Source organism: Leisingera sp. M523 (assembly GCF_025141335.1).
In the GTDB taxonomy this organism is placed as follows: Bacteria; Pseudomonadota; Alphaproteobacteria; order Rhodobacterales; family Rhodobacteraceae; genus Leisingera.
Genome location: NZ_CP081036.1, coordinates 755,882 through 774,044, shown reverse-complemented (window position 1 = coordinate 774,044; position 18,163 = coordinate 755,882). Strand labels below are relative to the sequence as shown.

At 60.9% G+C, this 18,163-nt stretch carries 13 protein-coding genes, 1 tRNA gene and 2 pseudogenes; 5 read left to right on the top strand and 11 right to left on the bottom strand.

Going from position 1 to position 18,163, the window contains the following annotated elements; all coding sequences use genetic code 11:
- Positions 1-97 precede the first annotated feature (97 nt).
- The 7 genes and pseudogenes from dmdD to K3557_RS03635 form a co-directional block, all read right to left on the bottom strand.
- On the bottom strand, positions 98-904 hold the full coding sequence (gene dmdD, locus K3557_RS03670) for a methylthioacryloyl-CoA hydratase (protein WP_129370120.1): 807 nt from the start codon (positions 902-904) through the stop codon (positions 98-100).
- Between the two features lie 56 nt (positions 905-960).
- Complete coding sequence (locus tag K3557_RS03665) at positions 961-2,733, bottom strand: acyl-CoA dehydrogenase (RefSeq protein WP_259997728.1); 1,773 nt, start codon at positions 2,731-2,733, stop codon at positions 961-963.
- A 195-nt stretch (positions 2,734-2,928) separates the two neighbouring features.
- Positions 2,929-3,485: pseudogene (locus K3557_RS03660) on the bottom strand (transposase); the annotation flags it as partial.
- Positions 3,448-4,533, bottom strand: a pseudogene (locus K3557_RS20560) (IS5 family transposase). The pseudogenes K3557_RS20560 and K3557_RS03660, both read right to left, overlap by 38 nt.
- 643 nt (positions 4,534-5,176) lie before the next feature.
- Positions 5,177-5,263 (bottom strand) — tRNA-Leu (locus K3557_RS03645).
- A 171-nt stretch (positions 5,264-5,434) separates the two neighbouring features.
- Positions 5,435-7,033, bottom strand: a complete 1,599-nt coding sequence (locus K3557_RS03640) for a caspase family protein (protein WP_259997726.1) — start codon at positions 7,031-7,033, stop codon at positions 5,435-5,437.
- A gap of 208 nt (positions 7,034-7,241) precedes the next feature.
- Positions 7,242-8,846 (bottom strand): peptidoglycan-binding domain-containing protein, encoded by a 1,605-nt coding sequence (locus K3557_RS03635; RefSeq protein WP_259997724.1) that lies wholly within the window; start codon positions 8,844-8,846, stop codon positions 7,242-7,244.
- Positions 8,847-8,974: 128 nt separating this feature from the next.
- On the opposite strand from K3557_RS03635, the gene lipB reads away from it, so the two are divergent.
- A complete protein-coding gene (gene lipB, locus K3557_RS03630; RefSeq protein ID WP_259986481.1) occupies positions 8,975-9,625 on the top strand; it encodes a lipoyl(octanoyl) transferase LipB in 651 nt (216 codons plus the stop codon).
- On the opposite strand, the gene K3557_RS03625 is transcribed toward lipB, so the two are convergent.
- Both K3557_RS03625 and K3557_RS03620 read right to left on the bottom strand, forming a co-directional pair.
- A complete protein-coding gene (locus tag K3557_RS03625) occupies positions 9,622-11,316 on the bottom strand; it encodes an alpha/beta hydrolase (protein ID WP_259997722.1) in 1,695 nt (564 codons plus the stop codon). The two genes, lipB and K3557_RS03625, sit on opposite strands and share 4 nt — an antisense overlap.
- A 354-nt stretch (positions 11,317-11,670) precedes the next feature.
- Positions 11,671-12,096, bottom strand: coding sequence for an HIT family protein (locus tag K3557_RS03620; protein WP_027259802.1), 426 nt, complete (start codon positions 12,094-12,096; stop codon positions 11,671-11,673).
- A 235-nt stretch (positions 12,097-12,331) separates the two neighbouring features.
- On the opposite strand from K3557_RS03620, the gene K3557_RS03615 reads away from it, so the two are divergent.
- Together K3557_RS03615 and K3557_RS03610 are read left to right on the top strand one after the other, a co-directional pair.
- Positions 12,332-14,005 (top strand): cytochrome c oxidase subunit 1, encoded by a 1,674-nt coding sequence (locus K3557_RS03615; protein WP_259986487.1) that lies wholly within the window; start codon positions 12,332-12,334, stop codon positions 14,003-14,005.
- A gap of 155 nt (positions 14,006-14,160) precedes the next feature.
- The gene (locus K3557_RS03610) at positions 14,161-14,667 is read left to right on the top strand and encodes a DUF2244 domain-containing protein (protein WP_259999539.1); all 507 of its coding nucleotides are present in this window, start codon (positions 14,161-14,163) and stop codon (positions 14,665-14,667) included.
- Between the two features lie 120 nt (positions 14,668-14,787).
- Here the strand turns inward: K3557_RS03610 and K3557_RS03605 are convergent, their stop codons facing one another.
- A complete protein-coding gene (locus K3557_RS03605; protein WP_259997719.1) occupies positions 14,788-15,387 on the bottom strand; it encodes a hypothetical protein in 600 nt (199 codons plus the stop codon).
- On the opposite strand from K3557_RS03605, the gene K3557_RS03600 reads away from it, so the two are divergent.
- A complete protein-coding gene (locus tag K3557_RS03600; protein WP_259997717.1) occupies positions 15,376-16,245 on the top strand; it encodes a hypothetical protein in 870 nt (289 codons plus the stop codon). The genes K3557_RS03605 and K3557_RS03600 overlap by 12 nt on opposite strands.
- A 34-nt stretch (positions 16,246-16,279) precedes the next feature.
- On the opposite strand, the gene K3557_RS03595 is transcribed toward K3557_RS03600, so the two are convergent.
- Complete coding sequence (locus K3557_RS03595) at positions 16,280-16,753, bottom strand: GatB/YqeY domain-containing protein (RefSeq protein WP_259997715.1); 474 nt, start codon at positions 16,751-16,753, stop codon at positions 16,280-16,282.
- 179 nt (positions 16,754-16,932) lie between these two features.
- Here K3557_RS03595 and carA point away from each other — a divergent pair, with 179 nt between their 5' ends.
- Positions 16,933-18,093 carry a glutamine-hydrolyzing carbamoyl-phosphate synthase small subunit gene (gene carA / locus K3557_RS03590; RefSeq protein WP_259997713.1) on the top strand — a complete coding sequence of 387 codons (1,161 nt, stop codon included), beginning with the start codon at positions 16,933-16,935 and terminating at the stop codon, positions 18,091-18,093.
- Positions 18,094-18,163 lie beyond the last annotated feature (70 nt).

Here is an 18,163-nt window from a genome sequence, read left to right as displayed (position 1 = left end):
ATCTGCACCGCATACAGGGTCCGCCTTCCCTGCCCGCCACTCTGCGGCGGCGTCAGGCCATGTGCAAAGCCACGGCCTGACGGCTGGTTTACGCGGCCTAGCTGTTGGGCCGCACGCGGGCTGCGGTTTTGTTGGCAAAGGCCTCCAGCCGTTCACGCGCCGCCGGCTGCGTGTTCACAACGCCGGCCACGACGGCTTCGGCATAAGCCGCATCCATGCCCGACATGTTGTTCAAATGGCTGATCGCCGAACAGATGGCATAGTTGGTCAGCGGCAGGTTTTGCGCGACCTTATCGGCAAGCTCGACCGCTTTGTCGAAACTGGACCCTTCGGTAATGTATTGCGCCAGCCCCAGATCGACCGCTTCCTGCCCCTGATACACCCGGCCCGTCAGGATCATGTCAATCATCCGGTATTTGCCGATCATGTCGGACACCCGGATGGTGGCGCCGCCGCCGGTAAAAATGCCGCGCTGGCCTTCGGGAAGCGCAAAATAAGTGGTCTGATCCATCACCCGGACATGGGCCGCGCTGGCCAATTCCAGCCCGCCGCCGACAACCGCCCCCTGAAGGGCAGCAATGATCGGAACCCCGCCGTATTCCATCTTGTTAAAGGCCTCGTGCCAGCGCAGGCAGACATGCATGAAGTCATCCGGGCTGCGGTCTTCCTTCCAGTGCTCCACCAGATCAAGGCCAGCACAGAAATGGTCGCCCGCGCCTGCCAGCACCACTGCCTTTACGCCATTGCGATGCGCACCGCTGAAAAAGCAGATGAGTTCCTCAATCGTGGCGGCATCCAGCGCATTTCGCTTGGACGGCCGGTTGAGCGAGACAATAAAGACACCATTGTCCCGCTGTTCGATGGCGAGCTTTTCATAGGTTTGCGAACTGGCAGCTTGCGACATTGTTCTGGCCTTTTCCTTACTGTCCGGCCCCTGTCCAGGCCGGGAATTTCCATTGTTCAGATTTCGAAACCGGCATCGAACAGGCTTTTGCTGCCGTCGATGATCCGGGCGCTTTCGGTTCCGCATTCCACAAGAATATGCTGTGCGTAAAACACTGCGGTAGCGATTTTCTGCGTCATAAAGGCTGTGTCTTCGCCCTGCTCCAGCTTGGATTCAGCAACAAGGACCGACCTGCCCAGCTGCCAGCCCGAGGCAAGATTGCCTGCCAGCATCAGAAAGGGAACACCGCCGGCATAGGCCGCATTGGGGTCGTTGGGCGCGGTCTCCAGAAGCCAGGCAAGGCTGGCCTCAAACGCGCGGCGCGCCTGCCCCAGCCGGTCTGCAACCAGCTGCGCCTTCGCGCTGCCCTTGCGCAAGTCCGCCTCAACCGACAGGATCAGGCCGGCAAAGCGGCGGGCGGTCTTGCCACCGTCCCGCAGCACTTTACGGCCCAGCAGATCATTGGCCTGGATCGCCGTCGTGCCCTCGTAGATCGGCAGGATCCTGGCATCCCGGTAAAATTGCGCAACCCCGGTTTCTTCGATGAACCCCATGCCGCCATGAACCTGCAGGCCCATTGAGGTGACCTCCACAGACCGTTCCGTGCAGTACCCTTTGACCAGCGGCACCAGAAATTCGGCCATCTCCGACGCCTCGCGGGCCTGTTCGACCTCGGCGTGCTGCGCCAGATCAAGCCATCCTGCAGTGGCCATCGCCAAAGCCCGCCCGCCTTCGACCAAGGCCCGCATCCGCAGCAGCAATCGCCGCACATCCGGATGCTGAAGGATCGGCACAGCCTCCTTGGAGCTGCCGTCAACCGGGCGGCTCTGCACCCGCTCCTGCGCATAGCGCAAGGCGTGCTGATACGCGCGTTCCGATACGGCAACCCCCTGCACGCCCACAGAAAACCGGGCGGCCCGCATCATCACGAACATATATTCAAGGCCCCGGTTTTCCTCTCCCACCAGAAAACCGGTGGCGCCGTCAAATTCCAGAACCGCGGTCGGGCTCGCCCTGACGCCCAATTTATGCTCAATACTGACACATTGGACGGTATTGTGCCGGCCAAGCGATCCGTCTTCTTGGATCAGGAATTTGGGCACAATGAACAGGCTCAGCCCCTTTGGGCCGGCCGGGGCATCAGGCGTTCTCGCCAAAACAAGATGAACGATGTTTTCGGTCAGGCTGTGCGCGCCATAGGTGATGAAAATCTTTGTTCCGCTGATCGAATACGCACCATCCGCACCCGGTTCCGCCTTGCACCGCACGCGCCCCAGATCACTGCCCGCCTGGGGTTCTGTCAGGTTCATGGTGCCGGACCATCGGCCGGAAATCATCGGCTCGAGGTATCGCTTTTTCTGCGCGCCGGAGCCGGTAAGCAACAGCGCCTCAACCGCCCCGTCGGTTAAAAGCGGGCACAGCCCGAAACTCATATCCGCTGCGTTCAGAATCTCAGTCGCGGCGGCCCCTGCGGCCCGCGGCAACCCCATCCCGCCAAACTCCTCCGGGTGCGGCAGGCTTTGCCAGCCCATCCCGGCGTATTGTGCATAAGCCTGCAGGTATGGCTCGGGCATCACGACATTTTCACCGTCGAACCGCGCACCGGTGTCGTCTCCGGAGCCAGAAAGCGGAGCAACCACGTCCGAGCAAAAGCGCCCGAACCCTTCCAGCGCAGCCTGGACATCCCCGGTTTCGATCCCGGCATAAGCCGCCAGAGATGCAACCCCGGGCCAGTCAGACAAATGCTCGATATTGAACATGATATCGCGAACCGGCGCCTGATAGGTCATTTTGCTGCTCCGAATTTGGGTTCCTTCACGCCAACTACGTGTAGATTGAGAAGGATTCCACGTCCAGATGGGACAAAACCCTTTCCAAAAGTGACAACTGGCACTGGCAATCAATGAAATGGCCGGTTCGGACCCCTTTAGGGGCGTTTTGCAGAACTCCCTCTTGAGGCCTGGCTCCCCCTTTCCCCTCTGAACTTAGGCGACGCGGACGATCTCGGCGGTACCGAGTGCGATGCGGATGTGGATTCCGGTGGCTTGGCGGTCAGGATCTCTTGCGGCTATGCGCTCGCCGAATGCCTTCAAGCAGCGCATCTTTGCCTCGACCCGGCTCCGGGCGTGGTATCCCGTCCAGCGCTTCCGGAAGGCCCGGCCGTAGTGCCGGGTGGCGCGCAAGGTTTCGTTTCTGACCTGTGCCGCCGGGCAGTTTTCTTTCCACGGCTAGCCATTCTTGCGGATAGGGATAATCGGGGCGGCCCCACGCTCGATCAAGGCGGAGTGGCAACGGCGCGTGTCATAGGCTCCGTCTGCGGTCACGCTGCTGATCTCTTCGTCCTTCGGACTCTGATCGAGCAGTTCCGGCAGGACCGGGCTGTCCACTGCCCGGCAGTGGTTTTCGCAGCATAACCACGAGAGGGGCCGTCGTGGCTGGGGGTGAATTCCCTCTCCTCAAATTTGCTTTGCAATTCGCCTGCCGGACAAGGGACAGCACGGATGTCAGACGTGGCAGCATCCATCGCAAGATGCACTTTGCGCCCCTTTCATTGATTGCTCTGCAATCAACTGCCGGGCAGCGATTGGCGCCGGTGGGCGATAGCCCAGAGCACTATGAGGGCGTTTGGTGTTGTCGTGTTTCCTCCATTCTTCGATGAGGATTTGCGCCTCGCGCAGGCTGTAGAAGATATCGCCGTTCAAGAACTCGTCCCTGAACCGTGCGTTGAAGCTCTCGCAATATCCGTTCCCCCATGGAGACCCTGGTTCGATGTATGCGGTCTTCGCGCCAACAGCCTTGGTCCAGTTCTGGACGGCCTGAGCAACAAACTCCGGACCGTTGTCTGAACGAATGAACGACGGCACCCCGCGCAGAATGAACAGGCCGCTCAAGACATCGATGACGGTGCCTGAGTTCAGCTTGCGATCCACACGGATGGCAAGACACTCCCGACTGTACGCGTCGATGATGGCGTCCGAGAAACCTGCAGCATCATCGATGTTGCTGCCGGTGACCTCGATGGCCCGGACTTCCAGCGTTTCCTCATCGATTCCGATATGCATCTTGCGCCAGAGGCGCCGCTTGGGGCCTCCGTGCTTGCGCGTTTGTCGGGAAAACAGTCCCCCGGACTGTTTTCTGATCCTCCGCACTCCACTCACCTTCGCCTTCGGCCTTGATGCCGGTGCTGTCCGCTGCCCGGCAGTGCATCACGCAGTGATGTCACGAGAGGGGATCAGAAGGTTCAGCGGGCCCGCGCCACCGCGGAACGGGATACTCACGTTCCGCTTCCGCTGCCGACGGCACAGGGTGCTGAAGTCCGGCACGGCCCAGTCCAGACCGACCAGCCGCAGAAGGCTTTGCACGAAGCCCGTCGTCTGCCTCAGTAGCAACCCGAACAGTACTTTCAGGGTTAGACAGGTTTGGATCGCGGCGTTGCTGAATTGGCACCGGCGACCGCGCTTGCCAGTCGGCGGCGGCGTCCAGATCATCCTCGGATCAAACCAGATGGTCAGAGATCCGCGTTGCTTCAGTGCTTCATTGTAAGACGACCAGTTCGTGGTCTTGTATCTCGTAGCGGCCCAACTGCTCATGCATCCCAGCTACCACGCTGGATTCACGCAGTGAATCCCTCACCCGATTTGTGCAACAAGGCCAGCAAGCGATATCCCTACTTCTGGTGCCAGACACGTGATTGCTCTGAGTACCGCAAGAATATCCGCGCTGAGAAAGTTGAAGCTGGATTTCAAGAAGTTCTGAGCGCCATGACGCCAACTGAAAATGTTCTCCCAGTGGCGATGTCGATGCTGAACGACGCATCAAGCCAGCGCGATGAACAAACCAAACAGGCCAAAACTGCTCTGAAACGCAAAATCACTGAGCTGGACAAGCAGCAGGACACCATAGTGGAGAGATTGGTCGAAACATCTAACCCAAAGGTCATCGCAGCACTCGAAACCAAGATTGCAAAGCTGGATGAAGACAAGCTGCGCCTGAGTGACAAAATCACGCAAAACACCAAACCGAAAGCGAGCATGGGTCAGATTTTCGAACTTTTGCGAGACTTCCTGTCAAACCCTTGGAATATATACGATAAAGGGCCACTAGCAGTGAAGAAAACCATCCTCAAAACGGCATTCAAAGCACCCTTGGCCTATGACCGCCAAAACGGATTTCGAACTCCGCAAGTGTCTGTAATATTTGAGTTTTTAGGATTTTTTACGTCTGAATATAAAATGGTGCGGTCGAGAAGACTCGAACTTCCACTCCGGTTAAGGAACAGCGACCTCAACGCTGCGCGTCTACCAATTCCGCCACGACCGCACTGTCTTAGGCTTGGTGTCGAGGCGTATAGACTAGCCCGGATGCGATGTGAAGCTGAAAATCATCTTTTTTGAACAGAATATGCACCCCGGCAGGCCGCGCAGCATAAGCGTTGGAAAACAGCCGGGTATCCGGCTGCCTCCGGTTTCTCAGCACCCCTTGGGAGCAGCCTCAGTTGCCCTGGGCTGCCAGCTGGCGGCGCAGCACCATCTCGCCCGACATCTGGTCATAATAAGCCGGGAACTGATTGTGATTCACGGTGGCGGCCAGATCCTGCACATCCCGGCGCACCTGTTTGGCCAGCTGGTGCAGCGTCATGCCCGGCTGGTTCAGGCGCGACAGCAGCGCGCGGGTGAACACCGAATTCGGATTGGCGTCATTGTCCGACAGCCGGTCCAGCGCGGTTTGCCCTGCCCCGGCGGAATACAGAATAAAGGCGCCCTCCGGCGGCTCCATCCGCACCAGGCCGCGGGTGCCGCCGACCGAACGCTGGCCGTCCTTCGGGAACGGATTGTTGCGGCAGGCGTCCAGGATCATGATCGTAGATCGCGCGCCCTTGCGCTGAAAGGTGCCAAGCACCCGGTCAGCGGCAATGCTTTCCCCGGTCAGGAAGCTCTCATCGCCGAAATTCACCATCGGCACATCGGAAGGCAGCAAGTAATTGCGCCCGTCGACCTCAACCCCGTGGCCGGCAAAGTAGAACAGAACTTCATCCCCCGGCTTGATCTGGTTGGCAAAGGCCGAGACCGCGCTGTTAATGTCGCGGCGGCCTGCGTCGTACAGCGTGGTCACCTCAAATCCGAGCGCCCCAAGCGTATTGCTGACCGCCAGGGCATCATTGCGCGCCTTTTGCAAGGCGGCGAGGTTCTGATAGCCGTCGACACCGATCACCAATGCGCGGCGGCTGATCAGCGGTGCGGCACTATCGTTTTGCGGCAACAGGACCGGTGTTGCTGCGGTGCCGCTGTTCTGGACAACCGCGCCGTTCTGGATCAGCGCCTGCCCCTGTGCAGCGGCCATTACCTGCCCCTGCTGCACGAACTGGCCCTGCTGCTGGCCTTGCGGCACAAATTGGCCTTGCACTTGTGACCGCGGCACGAACTGCCCTTGCAGGCCCTGAAACTGAGGCTGCTGCGGAATTCCGTATGTCTGGGCGGTGGCTGCAAACCCCATCTGTTGCTGGCCGTATTGCTGCTGCGCGCTCTGCCCGTACTGCTGCGGCACGCCATAGGTGCCGGTGCTGTTCCCGGCCATGGTGGCCTGGGGCAGGCCATAGGGCTGCTGCGGCTGAGGTTGCGGCGCCATCCGCTCGGCCAGGTAGATCTTCAGCAGCCCGCGCGGCCCGTCGGGATGTGCCATCGCTTGCTGGCTGGCGAGATAGCCGCTGGTTTGCGCCCGCTGAAAGGAATGGATCAGCAGATCTTTCTCGAAATCATTCAGCTGCCCGCTGACCGGATAGCCAAGGTAAGCCTGATAGGTGGAAACAGCCTCGCGCGTTTTACGGCCCAGCTGCCCGTCAACTGCGCCTGCAGGGAAGCCGAAGTAATTCAGCGATTCCTGAATTTGGCGGCCTTCCTGCGTGGACGGCAGCCGGGAACGCCGGGGCGCCTTGCCCCCCGAGCGCCGCTGATTCTTGGACAGAGCGCCGCCGATGATACCGCCAAGGATGGCACCGGCAGCAAAGTCGCCCGCATCAGCAGAAACACGGGCAGCCGGCGTCAACGCCAGCGAAGAACAGATAATGAATTTGGAAAGCAGCTTGAATCGCATAAACAACCCCTAAGACAATGCACTTTTTGATTGCATCAATTGCATTCAAGACCGCGCGGTGTCAAAGGCAGAAATCCAGCATTTAATGGAAAAACCCGGCCACAGCTGCCAGGACGCCCCAGGGTACTGGCAGTAAAGAAATTCTACGCAAAAAAGTGGCCGGCAATTCTGCCGGCCACTTGCATTCAACAGCTGCGGCAAACAGCGGTCAGTCAGTGGAGAACGACGGCAGGGCCGTACTGCCGGAGGCCTGCACCGGCTGCACCCGGCCGCCTGCCAGCTTGGCCGAAGCTGTCTTGATCAGCTCTGCCCGCTCAGGCTGTCCGGGGGCAAAGACAGGTGTCGCGCCGCCTTCCAGCGAGATCACGGCCATGCCGTACCAGTCCTGCGCCCGCTCTGCCGTAACCGGCGCGCCAAAGCCAAGCGCCAGATGGTGGCCGATCAGCTCAGCATAGGGACGCTGGCCGGTGCCGGTCAGGATCAGCGCAGCACCCAGCGCCACGTCCATGTCATCGCGGCGGTAGCCGGAGAACAGGCAGATCCCGGCGGTATTGGCCAGCTGCTCCAGCGACATGCCGGATTGCAGCACGAACTTCTGCACATCACCCATCACTTCGCCGCTGCCCGCGGTTCCCAGCTTGGCCAGGAAAGGCTGCACAGCCGGGCCGAATGCATCGCATTGGCTGTCGATCTGTGCTTGCGAAACACTCTGAACCTTGCCGGCCCGGGTCTCGCCCGCATTGATGGCATAGGTGCGGGCCAGACAGAATTGTTCGCCCAGCGCCAGCTCCGGATCAGTCATGCTTGCCGCCGTCATGAAGCCGCCGTTGGAGCTGGTCAGCAGGCTGACCTTGCTGCAATAGCTGGTGAGCGAGGCGCTTTGCGCCGGCTGGTCAAACAGGGTGATGCCGCCCAGCGAGGCGCTTTCCTGCCCGGCAAAGGCTGTCACTGTGCTGCGGTTTTGCTGCGCCGCTTGGACCGGAGCGGTTTCTCCCGTATCCGCCATCCTGCAGGTGCCCTGATGGCAGGCAAAACTGGCGGGTGTCACGCCGCGCGCCAAGAAGTCATTGCGCTGATAGCCTTGCGGGGTGGAGGCAAACACCATCACCGAGCAATTCGAAGCACCGCACCAGAAGGAGGAGCCGGAGACCGAAGTGTCGAGCACATAATCGTTCCGGCCATCGCCGTTCAGATCCGCCAGCTGCATAAAGCCGGTGCGCTGCAGCAGCTGTTCCCCGGTCGGCTCGGAGCTGGCGGCGATCTCATCCACCGCTTGGCTGACTTCGGGCGGCAACCCGCCGTAGCCGCCATAGCCGCTCCCTGCGGTCCGGACACCCGCGGCTTCATCCCGCCAGCTGTGCAGCAATCCCCGCACTCCGTTGGGGCCTTGCATCGCCTTGATCACCTGCGGGCCACCGATTTGCGCCCGGCTGTAGGAACTGACCAGGAAATTGCGTTCATACGGGGCCAGATAGCCGGTGGCCGGATAGCCCATGTGAACCTGATACTGGGAAACGGCCGCGCGGGACCGCCTGCCCAGCACCCCGTCCGGCGTGCCGGAATGGAAACCGAAGTAATTCAAGGCAACCTGGGTTTCACGGTTTTGCGCCCTGGTTGCGGAACTTGCCGGCGCCCGGCGGTAGGTGGTGGCGCGGCGCTGGCGTTGTTTATTCCTGTGAACTTCATTGACAATAACACCGCCAATCACCCCTCCGACAATTGCGGCGCCCAAATCGCTCGCAGTCGCAGGGCTGGTGAATGACGTTGCCAGAAAAGCGGCCGTCAATGCCGGCTTAAGCGGCTTGGAAAGCATGATACTCGCCCCCTATGGATACTAACAATGGAATCAGGATACCCCACTGTCAGGGCTGCCACCTAGGGATTTTACGACCTCTTTACCGGCGGGCCTCCAAGGCGGGACGGAAAAGGACGGCAGAAACCATGGTTGAATGGATCGCATCGGACGGTCTTGTTGAATATGATCAAGCGGTTGCCTTCATGGAGGAGCGCGCGGCCTTAATCGCTGCGGGCACCGCGGAAGAATGCATCTGGCTGGTCGAACATCCGCCGCTTTACACCGCCGGCACCTCAGCCAAGCGCGAGGATCTGACCGATCCGGACCGTTTCCCGGTCTATGACAGCAAACGCGGCGGCCAGTACACCTATCACGGGCCGGGCCAGCGGGTGGTCTATGTGATGCTGAATGTGGGCGCGCGCGGCCATGACGTGCGCCGGTTCGTGCAGCAGCTGGAAAGCTGGGTGATCGCCGCATTGGATGAGTTCAACATCAAGGGCCATATCCGCGACGGCCGGGTCGGCGTCTGGGTCGAACGCCCGGACAAGCCGCAAACCGCGGCGGGCGGCATGGCCGAGGACAAGATCGCCGCCATCGGCATCCGCCTGCGTAAATGGGTCAGCTTCCACGGCATCTCGATCAACGTCGAGCCGGAGCTGGAGCATTTCACCGGCATCGTGCCCTGCGGCATCACCGAATACGGGGTGACCAGCCTGGTGGACCTGGGATTGCCGGTCACCATGGCGGATGTGGACGTTGCCCTGAAGCGCAGCTTTGAACATGTGTTTGGCGGCTAACCCTTGCCCTGCGCCGCCGAAACGCAGTCCTGCAGCGCTGTCAGCACCAGTTCCGGAAGGATGTAAAACAGCAGCGCTCCCGCCTCCTGGCTGACACAGAGCTGAGCGTTTTGCTGACCGCCGAAAGTATCGCGGATATCGGACAGCGGCGCGACGTGGTCCTCGCCGCCATGCACAAAAACCGCCCGCGTACGCTGTTTCAGCGCCATCTTCTGCGTCCCCTGCCGAATCATCTGCACATCTGCCAGAAAGCCGGCACCGCCCTGCTGCCGGAACAGCAGCTGGCTTTGCTTAAGCAGCGGCAGCAGGTCCAGCTGATCCAGCATGGCCCTTTCCCGGCTGTTGCGCGCAGTCTGAAACTTCAGCAGCGCCTTGTGCCCGTACCAGTGCAAGGCGCCTGACCAGGCCTTCATCAGCACCGGCAGCATCCAGCGGGCACGGGCGGCGGAAAAGGCAACCAGCCAGGCATAACCGCTAAGTCCGGAGAACTGCCGCGGCGAGGTAATTGTACAATTCGAGGCGACAGCCACCAGCCCGGAGATCCTGCTGTGCAGCCGGTTGGCCGCCGCGCAGCCGTACAACGCGCCGCCACGGTGGCTGAGCAATACCGGTCTTTGCAGATTTTCGCGGGTGATCAGCGCATCCAGCTGTTGCACAAAGGCATCCGCCGGGTCCTGCCCCCGCTGCAGCGGCGCCGAGCCGCCGTAGCCCGCGCGCATCGGCGCATAGACCCGGAACCCCAGGGTCCTAAGCTGCGGCTGCAGGCGCTGCAGCGGTACGATCCCGTCCAGCACCCCGTGCACAAAAATAACCGGCTGTCCGGTTTCCGCACCAAACCGGAAAAACTGGCTGCGCCGCCCGGTTTTGTCCTCAATCTCCTCAGAAGGCGGCAGCAGCTCACCCCGGGCAATTTTCATGTCCCGCACATGCTCGTTGATCAGGAATGCGGCCAGCCGGATCAACTCGGCTGTCCCCGGCGCTCCGGCCCTTGCTGCAATCTGTTCCAGCTCCGCTGCCACCCGGCCGCCGGCGCCGCTCATCACCGTCTTCAGCGGGTCAAGATCAGATTTCTGCAGTCCGAAAGCAGACGCCACGGGGCCTGCGGCCTCTGCGCTCCATTCGCAATCCAGCCGCTCTGCCATGACGGCCGCGGCAGGGCCGCCTGCCCCCTCCAGCCGGACGGGGCGGCATAAAAACCGCTCGCCCGGGCGGCCGGTGCCGAGAAGCAGAACGTCCTGCCAGGAAAACTCCCCCTCGCGCACCTGCTCCAGAAAGATGCTCCACCGGTCTGTTGCGGCCCGCGTCAGCCCCATGGCTGCGGCAAGATCGCCGCCGCTGACAAGCTGCCGGGCAGCGCGCTGCGACGCATTCAGCAGGCGCCCCTCGGAGCCGCCACCAGCCAACAGCCAGAAGCGGCAGCACTCGCCCGAGTATTCACCGGGGTGCGGCCGCCCTGACCGCTCCCACTGCTGTTCCTGGATCTGTGCCGCCCGCGAGAAATGCGCCTTGAGTGCCGGCACGGGCCTGGGCTGCCCAAAGGCGCGCCAGCGTCCATTGCCCTCTCCGGCGTCCCTCCCGGTTGGCGGACCAGCAGAAAACCGGTCGAATTGCTCCGCCCGGATCATCGTTTCATAAATTGCGGCAACAACCTGGTCCTGCGACAAGGTCTGCGCGCGGCACAAGAGCGTCACTTCGCTCCCTCCAATACTGCTTTCCGCGTCAATGCGACGGCGCGCCCTGCAAGCATACGTTCCGGCACGGGCGTTTTGCCCGCATGTTTCAGGCTGTCAGCCTGGCAACTGAAAATTCCCGGCTGATGCCGCCCCAATCCGGGCTGGCATACCGTGCCGGTCCACCCAATTCTTGGGTTCCCATACACTTGGGCGCGGGCGCCCTCTTTGACCTACAACTAATTTGCGAAACAGCTATGATCAAATTCAACTAAAATTCAACATTTATTTCGAATGCACAAATTCACATTGAAATCACCGCTCTAATTACAGAGGTGATTTCATTTTCTCAAAGGTCCTGCCGCCAAGCCTGCATCAATGTCCGGCGAGTGCTGCGCGGATCTGTTCCGCCTGCGCCTGGATCAGCGCCTGATCCCCCATCGTTCCCGGCGGGCGCAGCCGGTCGCCCTCTTTGCGCGGCAGCACATGCATATGCAGGTGAAACACTTCCTGCCCGCCCGCGGCCTCGTTGAACTGCTGCACGGTCACCCCGTCCGCGCCAAAGGCCCTGATCACCGCATGCGACAGTTTCTGCACCGTCTGCATCACCGCTGCCATCTGCGCAGGGCTGGCGTCCAGCAGGTTGCGGCACGGGGTTTTCGGGATCACCAGAAGATGCCCGTCGCTGCGCGGCATGATATCCATGAAGGCCAGCGTATCGTCATCTTCATAGACACGGGCCGAGGGAATCTCACCGCGCAACAGCTTGGCAAAGATATTATCGGGATCATAAGCGGGCATGCGTCCGGCCTCCTGATTTTGGCATTGTTCCGGTTGTGCGCGCGCCGTGCGGCCAGGTCAAGCACTCCGGGGCGATGCAGCTTTGCCTGGCATTCAAGCCCCTGCGGCAATAAATCTTGATCCAGATCAAACTCCGCCATTGAAGGCCCCGGCACGCCATTCTAATACTCCAAGGAATCCAGGCCGCCCGGAGTCCGTCTCCGGGGGCCTTTCGTTATGCAGCAGGAGGCACATAATGGCAGACGCAGCCATTCATGGTCACGGCCACGAGGACGAGCGGGGCTTTTTTACCCGCTGGTTCATGAGCACGAACCATAAAGACATCGGCATTCTCTACCTCATCGTTTCGGCGTTTGCAGGTCTCATCTCTGTCATCTTCACCGTCTACATGCGGCTTGAGCTGATGGATCCCGGCGTTCAGTACATGTGCCTCGAGGGCGCGCGCATGTTCGCAGACGCCTCTGCGGAATGCACCCCGAACGGCCATCTCTGGAACGTGATGATCACCGCCCACGGCATCCTGATGATGTTCTTCGTGGTGATTCCGGCGCTGTTCGGCGGTTTCGGCAACTATTTCATGCCGCTGCAGATCGGCGCGCCGGACATGGCGTTCCCGCGGATGAACAACCTCAGCTTCTGGATGTATGTCGCAGGCACCTCGCTGGCGGTCCTCTCGGTTGTCTCCCCGGGCGGCAATGACCAGCTGGGCTCCGGTGTCGGCTGGGTTCTGTACCCGCCGCTGTCGGTGAACGAAGGCGGCTACTCGATGGATCTGGCGATCTTCGCCGTGCACGTCTCGGGTGCGTCGTCGATCCTGGGTGCGATCAACATGATCACCACCTTCCTGAACATGCGCGCCCCCGGCATGACCCTGTTCAAGGTGCCGCTGTTCTCCTGGTCGATCTTCGTCACCTCCTGGCTGATCCTGCTGAGCTTGCCGGTTCTGGCCGGCGCCATCACCATGCTGCTGATGGACCGCAACTTCGGCTTCACCTTCTTTGATGCAGCCGGCGGCGGCGACCCGATCCTGTACCAGCACATCCTGTGGTTCTTCGGCCACCCCGAAGTCTACATCGTGATCCTGCCGGGCTTTGGCATCATCTCCCACGTCATCGCCACCTTCGCGCGCAAGCCTGTCTTCGGCTACCTGCCGATGGTCTGGGCAATCATCGCAATCGGCGTGCTGGGCTTTGTCGTCTGGGCGCACCATATGTACACTGTCGGCATGTCGCTGAACCAGCAGGCCTACTTTATGCTGGCCACCATGGTGATCGCGGTGCCTACGGGCGTGAAGGTGTTTAGCTGGATTGCCACCATGTGGGGCGGCTCAATCGAGTTCAAAGCCCCGATGATGTTCGCCTTCGGCTTCCTGTTCCTGTTCACCGTCGGCGGTGTGACCGGTGTGGTTCTGTCGCAGGCCTCCGTGGACCGCGCCTATCACGACACCTATTATGTGGTTGCGCACTTCCACTATGTGATGAGCTTGGGCGCTGTCTTTGCGATCTTCTCGGGCATCTACTTCTACTTCGGCAAGATGACCGGCCGTCAGTATAACGAGCTGGGCGCCCAGATCCATTTCTGGATGTTCTTCATCGGCGCCAACCTGACGTTCTTCCCGCAGCACTTCCTGGGCCGCCAGGGCATGCCGCGCCGCTACATCGACTATCCGGAAGGCTTCGCCTACTGGAACAAGATCTCGTCCTATGGCGCGTTCCTGTCCTTTGCATCCTTCCTGCTGTTCTTCGGCGTGGTGATCTATTCGCTGCTGCGCGGCGCCCGCATCACCCAGAACAACTACTGGAACGAATACGCGGATACCCTGGAGTGGACCCTGCCCTGTCCGCCGCCCGAGCACACCTTTGAAATCCTGCCCAAGCAGGAAGACTGGGACCGCTCGCATTCGCACTAAGCGGCTGAGACCCTGACATCAAAAAAAGGCCCCGGCGCAGATGCTCCGGGGCCTTTTTCATGCGCGCGCCCCGCGGTAATAACCCGCAGTGGAAATCCGGACTTTCCGGCACATCATTTATGAAGAACCCACTTTGCGCAGCAGGCGTTGAACAGATGCCCTACAACTGGACCCGACCGCAGCAAGACGCCGTACGCGAGCTGCACCTCTGGCCGCATCAATCGCTGCCACCGCAGGGCTATGTGCGGTTCCTTGGCTTGACTGCGGCACTGATCTGCGTGCCGCTGATCCCTGTGCTGGGATCGTTCCTGCTGTGGGGACTGCTGCCGTTCCTGCTGCTGGCCCTGTTCGGCATGAAATGGGCGCTGGACCGCAACCGCCATGACCACCAGATCCTGGAGGTGCTGACCATCGGGAAAGAAGAGGCCCGTCTGGAGCGGATCAATCCCGATGGCGGCCGTCAAAGCTGGCGCTGCAACCGCTACTGGACCCGCGTCGGGATGCACCACCACGACGGCCCGGTGCCGCATTATGTCACCCTGCAGGGCGGCGGCCGCGAAGTGGAGATCGGAGCGTTCCTCTCAGAAGAGGAGAGAATTGCGCTGTTTGATGAACTAAGTTCCGCCATCCACGGCACTGAAGCGCCCTTGCCGCCCCGGTGACCGCACGCGCAGCCAGAAGACAAACACATCTGCCAAAGTACCGCTTACCTTCACGCGCCCGGCTGCGATAATTCTTCGCCGCTTGTCATCTTCTCTGAAACGGGCCAGAAATCTGGCAAGCTATTTTGAAACAGGCCCTTTTCGCACATGACCGAACACTCTCTGGCAGAACGCAAATGCGCCCGGCAACAGCGGGATTTCAAAGAACTGTTCCGCGCGCAATATTTTCTCAGCCGTGACGCCGGGCGAACCTATCCCGGCTGGAAAAAGACCAGCCTGCAGGGCTGAACATTGCACCATGGTACGGCGCTGAAGATCCGTCCGATACTGGATAGCACCGGATACAATTGCGGCCTGCTGCTCGGCCATGCATGGAAACCGGGCGGTACATTGGTTCAGGATGCTCTGCTCCTGCCAGCGGCGGCCACCAGCCCGGATTTCGCGCATTGCGTCGATCGGGAAATTACAGAGCTTGGCGGCCGTTACCTTGCTGTTGTTCTGACCCAGGACCTGTCGCGCGTCTATGGCGATCCGGTTTTCGACCTTCCAATGCTCTATGATTCCGCAGAGCAGAAACTTGCCAGTTCGCTTGGGCTGATTCTGGACAGGAACATCGAACCGGATCCAGACATCAATATACGTGCGGTTCTGGCCGGACGGGAGAATATGAGCTTTCAGCGCAGTCTTGACCGCAATGTGCGCCGCGCCGTGGCCAATCACTATGTGGATCTGACAGATTTTTCACTGCACCGCCATTGGCCATACCCAGATATGCAGCTGGACCTTCCGCCGAGCGGGATCGGCGCAACCGCCGCCGAAATCTCAGCTGGCCTTGCGGCCAATATTGCCGCGCTTGCTGCCAGGCATGATTGTGCACTGCCCGTCACCGGAGGCCGTGACTCCCGCATACTACTGGCCGCCGCCCTGCCCGCGGCTCAGCAGATCCGGCAGTTCGTTTGCCACAGGTTTCACAACCCATCACGCAAGGATGCCAAAGCCGCTCAAAGGATCCTGGCCTCAGTTGACTTGCCCTTGACCCAATATTTCAAACAGCCCCACAGTCACGCCCTGCTAAAGGACATGCGTCTGAAAATGGGGTGGTCGGGGTTCCGGGGCGAGCTTGCGGCGCTGCCCATGATCCATGATTACCCGCGTGACCACCTGATCCTGCGTGGCAACAATCTTGAGCTTCTGCGCGCCACCCAGTGGCGGCGTGACAAGATTGGCGAGCCGCTGCATATGAAACATGCTATCCGACGCCTGGGCGTCTCGGCTTCGCTGGGCCCCCGCAAGGCGATCCGCAAGTGGCAGGACGACTACATACGCTGGTATGACACGCTGCCATCAAATGCCCGGCCCAAGGTCTACGATTGGGCCTGGCTGGAGTTCTCACAACCTAATTTCCAAGGCCCGTATTTCACCGGCTACCACCATTTGACGATGATTAACCCGTTCAACGAGCGCCGCCTGCTTGCGCAGGCGATCGCCATGCCAGTTCTGGAACGTCATCAGGGGCAGGCAGTAAACAGCGTAATCGAAGCGGCCTACCCGCCGTTCCTGGAGATCCCGTTCAACTAAGACCTGCCAGACTGCCGATCAGCAGGGCGCGGGATCAGCAGCCGCCTTTGCTGCAAAGCTGGTCCTTGACCATGGGCCCGGCTTTGCCGAAATCCATTTGGCCGGTGTATTTCGCCTTCAGTGCACCCATCACCTTGCCCATGTCGCGAATCGATTCGGCGCCGGTTTCCGCCACCGCCGCAGTGATCGCCTCGCCGGCTTCCTCGTCGCTCAGCTGCTGCGGCAGGAATTCCTCGATGATGGAGATTTCGCCCAGTTCCCGCTCCGCAAGGTCCAGCCGCCCGCCTTCTTCATAGGCGCGCGCGCTTTCGTTGCGCTGCTTGGTCATCTTTCCCAGGATGGCAAGGATTTCCCCTTCACCGATACCGCCCTCTTCACCATCGGCGCGGGCGGCGATTTCCCGGTCCTTGATCGCCGCGTTGATCAGCCGCAGCGTACACAGCCGCTCCGCTGCCTTGTCTTTCATCGCTTGCTTCAAGGCCTGATTGACCTGTGTGCGCGTATCCATCGTAGTAAGCATCCCATGGTTGCCGGACACCGATGGTTATCCATTCTGCACCCGCTGTGCAAGTTTACTATAAATTTCCTATTCCAGACCCCGCGTCAGCCTGCCCGCCGCTGCAGGCTTGACCCGCTTGGGCGCTCCCCTTACAAGCCGATGAATTTCACCGCATGGAGACTCGCGCAATGGCCGCTTCCGCCCCGTCCAAGCCCACCGCATGCCTGGCGCTCGCAGATGGCACCGTCTTTTACGGCACCGGTTTCGGCGCCACCGGCGACACCGTGGCCGAGCTCTGCTTCAACACCGCAATGACCGGCTATCAGGAGATCATGACCGATCCCTCTTACGCCGGCCAGATCGTCACCTTTACCTTCCCGCATATCGGCAACACAGGCGTGACGCCCGAAGATGACGAGACCGACGATCCCGTCGCGGCCGGAATGGTGGTGAAGTGGGACCCGACCCTGGCCTCCAACTGGCGTGCCACGGAAGAGCTGAAATCCTGGCTGACCCGCACCGGCCGCATTGCCATCGGCGGTATCGACACCCGCCGCCTGACCCGCGCGATCCGTCAGCAGGGCGCACCGCATGTCGCCCTGGCACACGACCCCGACGGCAATTTCGATGTCGAGGCGCTGGTTGCCAAGGCCCGCGAATGGCCGGGCCTTGAAGGCATGGATCTGGCCAAGGACGTGTCCTGCGCGCAAAGCTACCGCTGGGACGAAATGCGTTGGGCCTGGCCGGACGGCTATGCCCGCCAGGAAGCGCCTGCGCATAAGGTTGTGGCCATTGATTACGGCGCCAAGCGCAACATCCTGCGCTGCCTGGCCAGCGCGGGATGCGACGTCACTGTGCTGCCCGCCACCGCCACCGCCGAGGAAGTGCTGGCGCATAACCCCGACGGGGTGTTCCTGTCCAACGGCCCTGGCGACCCCGCCGCTACAGGTGAATATGCTGTGCCCATGATCCAGGACGTCTTGAAGACAGAATTGCCGGTTTTCGGTATTTGCCTGGGCCACCAGATGCTGGCACTGGCGCTTGGCGCCAACACCGTCAAGATGAACCACGGCCACCACGGCGCCAACCACCCGGTTAAGGAGCATTCCACCGGCAAGGTTGAGATCACCTCGATGAACCACGGCTTTGCGGTGGATGCGCAGACCCTGCCGGAAGGCGTGGAAGAAACCCATGTTTCGCTGTTTGACGGCTCCAACTGCGGTATCCGCATTTCCGGCCGCCCGGTCTATTCGGTGCAGCACCACCCCGAGGCAAGCCCCGGCCCGCAGGACAGCTTTTATCTGTTCGAACGCTTTGCCGAGGCGATGGCCGCGCGCAAATCTGCGTAAAAAAGCTGTTAACCATGCCGCCCGGCGGCATGGTTAACGTCGCATTTACCAATTCTTAAACCCCCGCCGC

What these genes read in the sequence shown, in the direction of transcription:
- K3557_RS03615 (WP_259986487.1), top strand. Translation starts at nt 12,332, where the DNA reads ATGGCAGACGCAGCCATTCATGGTCACGGCCACGAGGACGAGCGGGGC.
- K3557_RS03620 (WP_027259802.1), bottom strand. Translation starts at nt 12,096, where the DNA reads ATGCCCGCTTATGATCCCGATAATATCTTTGCCAAGCTGTTGCGCGGT.
- dmdD (WP_129370120.1), bottom strand. Translation starts at nt 904, where the DNA reads ATGTCGCAAGCTGCCAGTTCGCAAACCTATGAAAAGCTCGCCATCGAA.
- lipB (WP_259986481.1), top strand. Translation starts at nt 8,975, where the DNA reads ATGGTTGAATGGATCGCATCGGACGGTCTTGTTGAATATGATCAAGCG.
- K3557_RS03640 (WP_259997726.1), bottom strand. Translation starts at nt 7,033, where the DNA reads ATGCGATTCAAGCTGCTTTCCAAATTCATTATCTGTTCTTCGCTGGCG.
- K3557_RS03595 (WP_259997715.1), bottom strand. Translation starts at nt 16,753, where the DNA reads ATGGATACGCGCACACAGGTCAATCAGGCCTTGAAGCAAGCGATGAAA.
- K3557_RS03610 (WP_259999539.1), top strand. Translation starts at nt 14,161, where the DNA reads ATGCCCTACAACTGGACCCGACCGCAGCAAGACGCCGTACGCGAGCTG.
- K3557_RS03635 (WP_259997724.1), bottom strand. Translation starts at nt 8,846, where the DNA reads ATGCTTTCCAAGCCGCTTAAGCCGGCATTGACGGCCGCTTTTCTGGCA.
- K3557_RS03665 (WP_259997728.1), bottom strand. Translation starts at nt 2,733, where the DNA reads ATGACCTATCAGGCGCCGGTTCGCGATATCATGTTCAATATCGAGCAT.
- carA (WP_259997713.1), top strand. Translation starts at nt 16,933, where the DNA reads ATGGCCGCTTCCGCCCCGTCCAAGCCCACCGCATGCCTGGCGCTCGCA.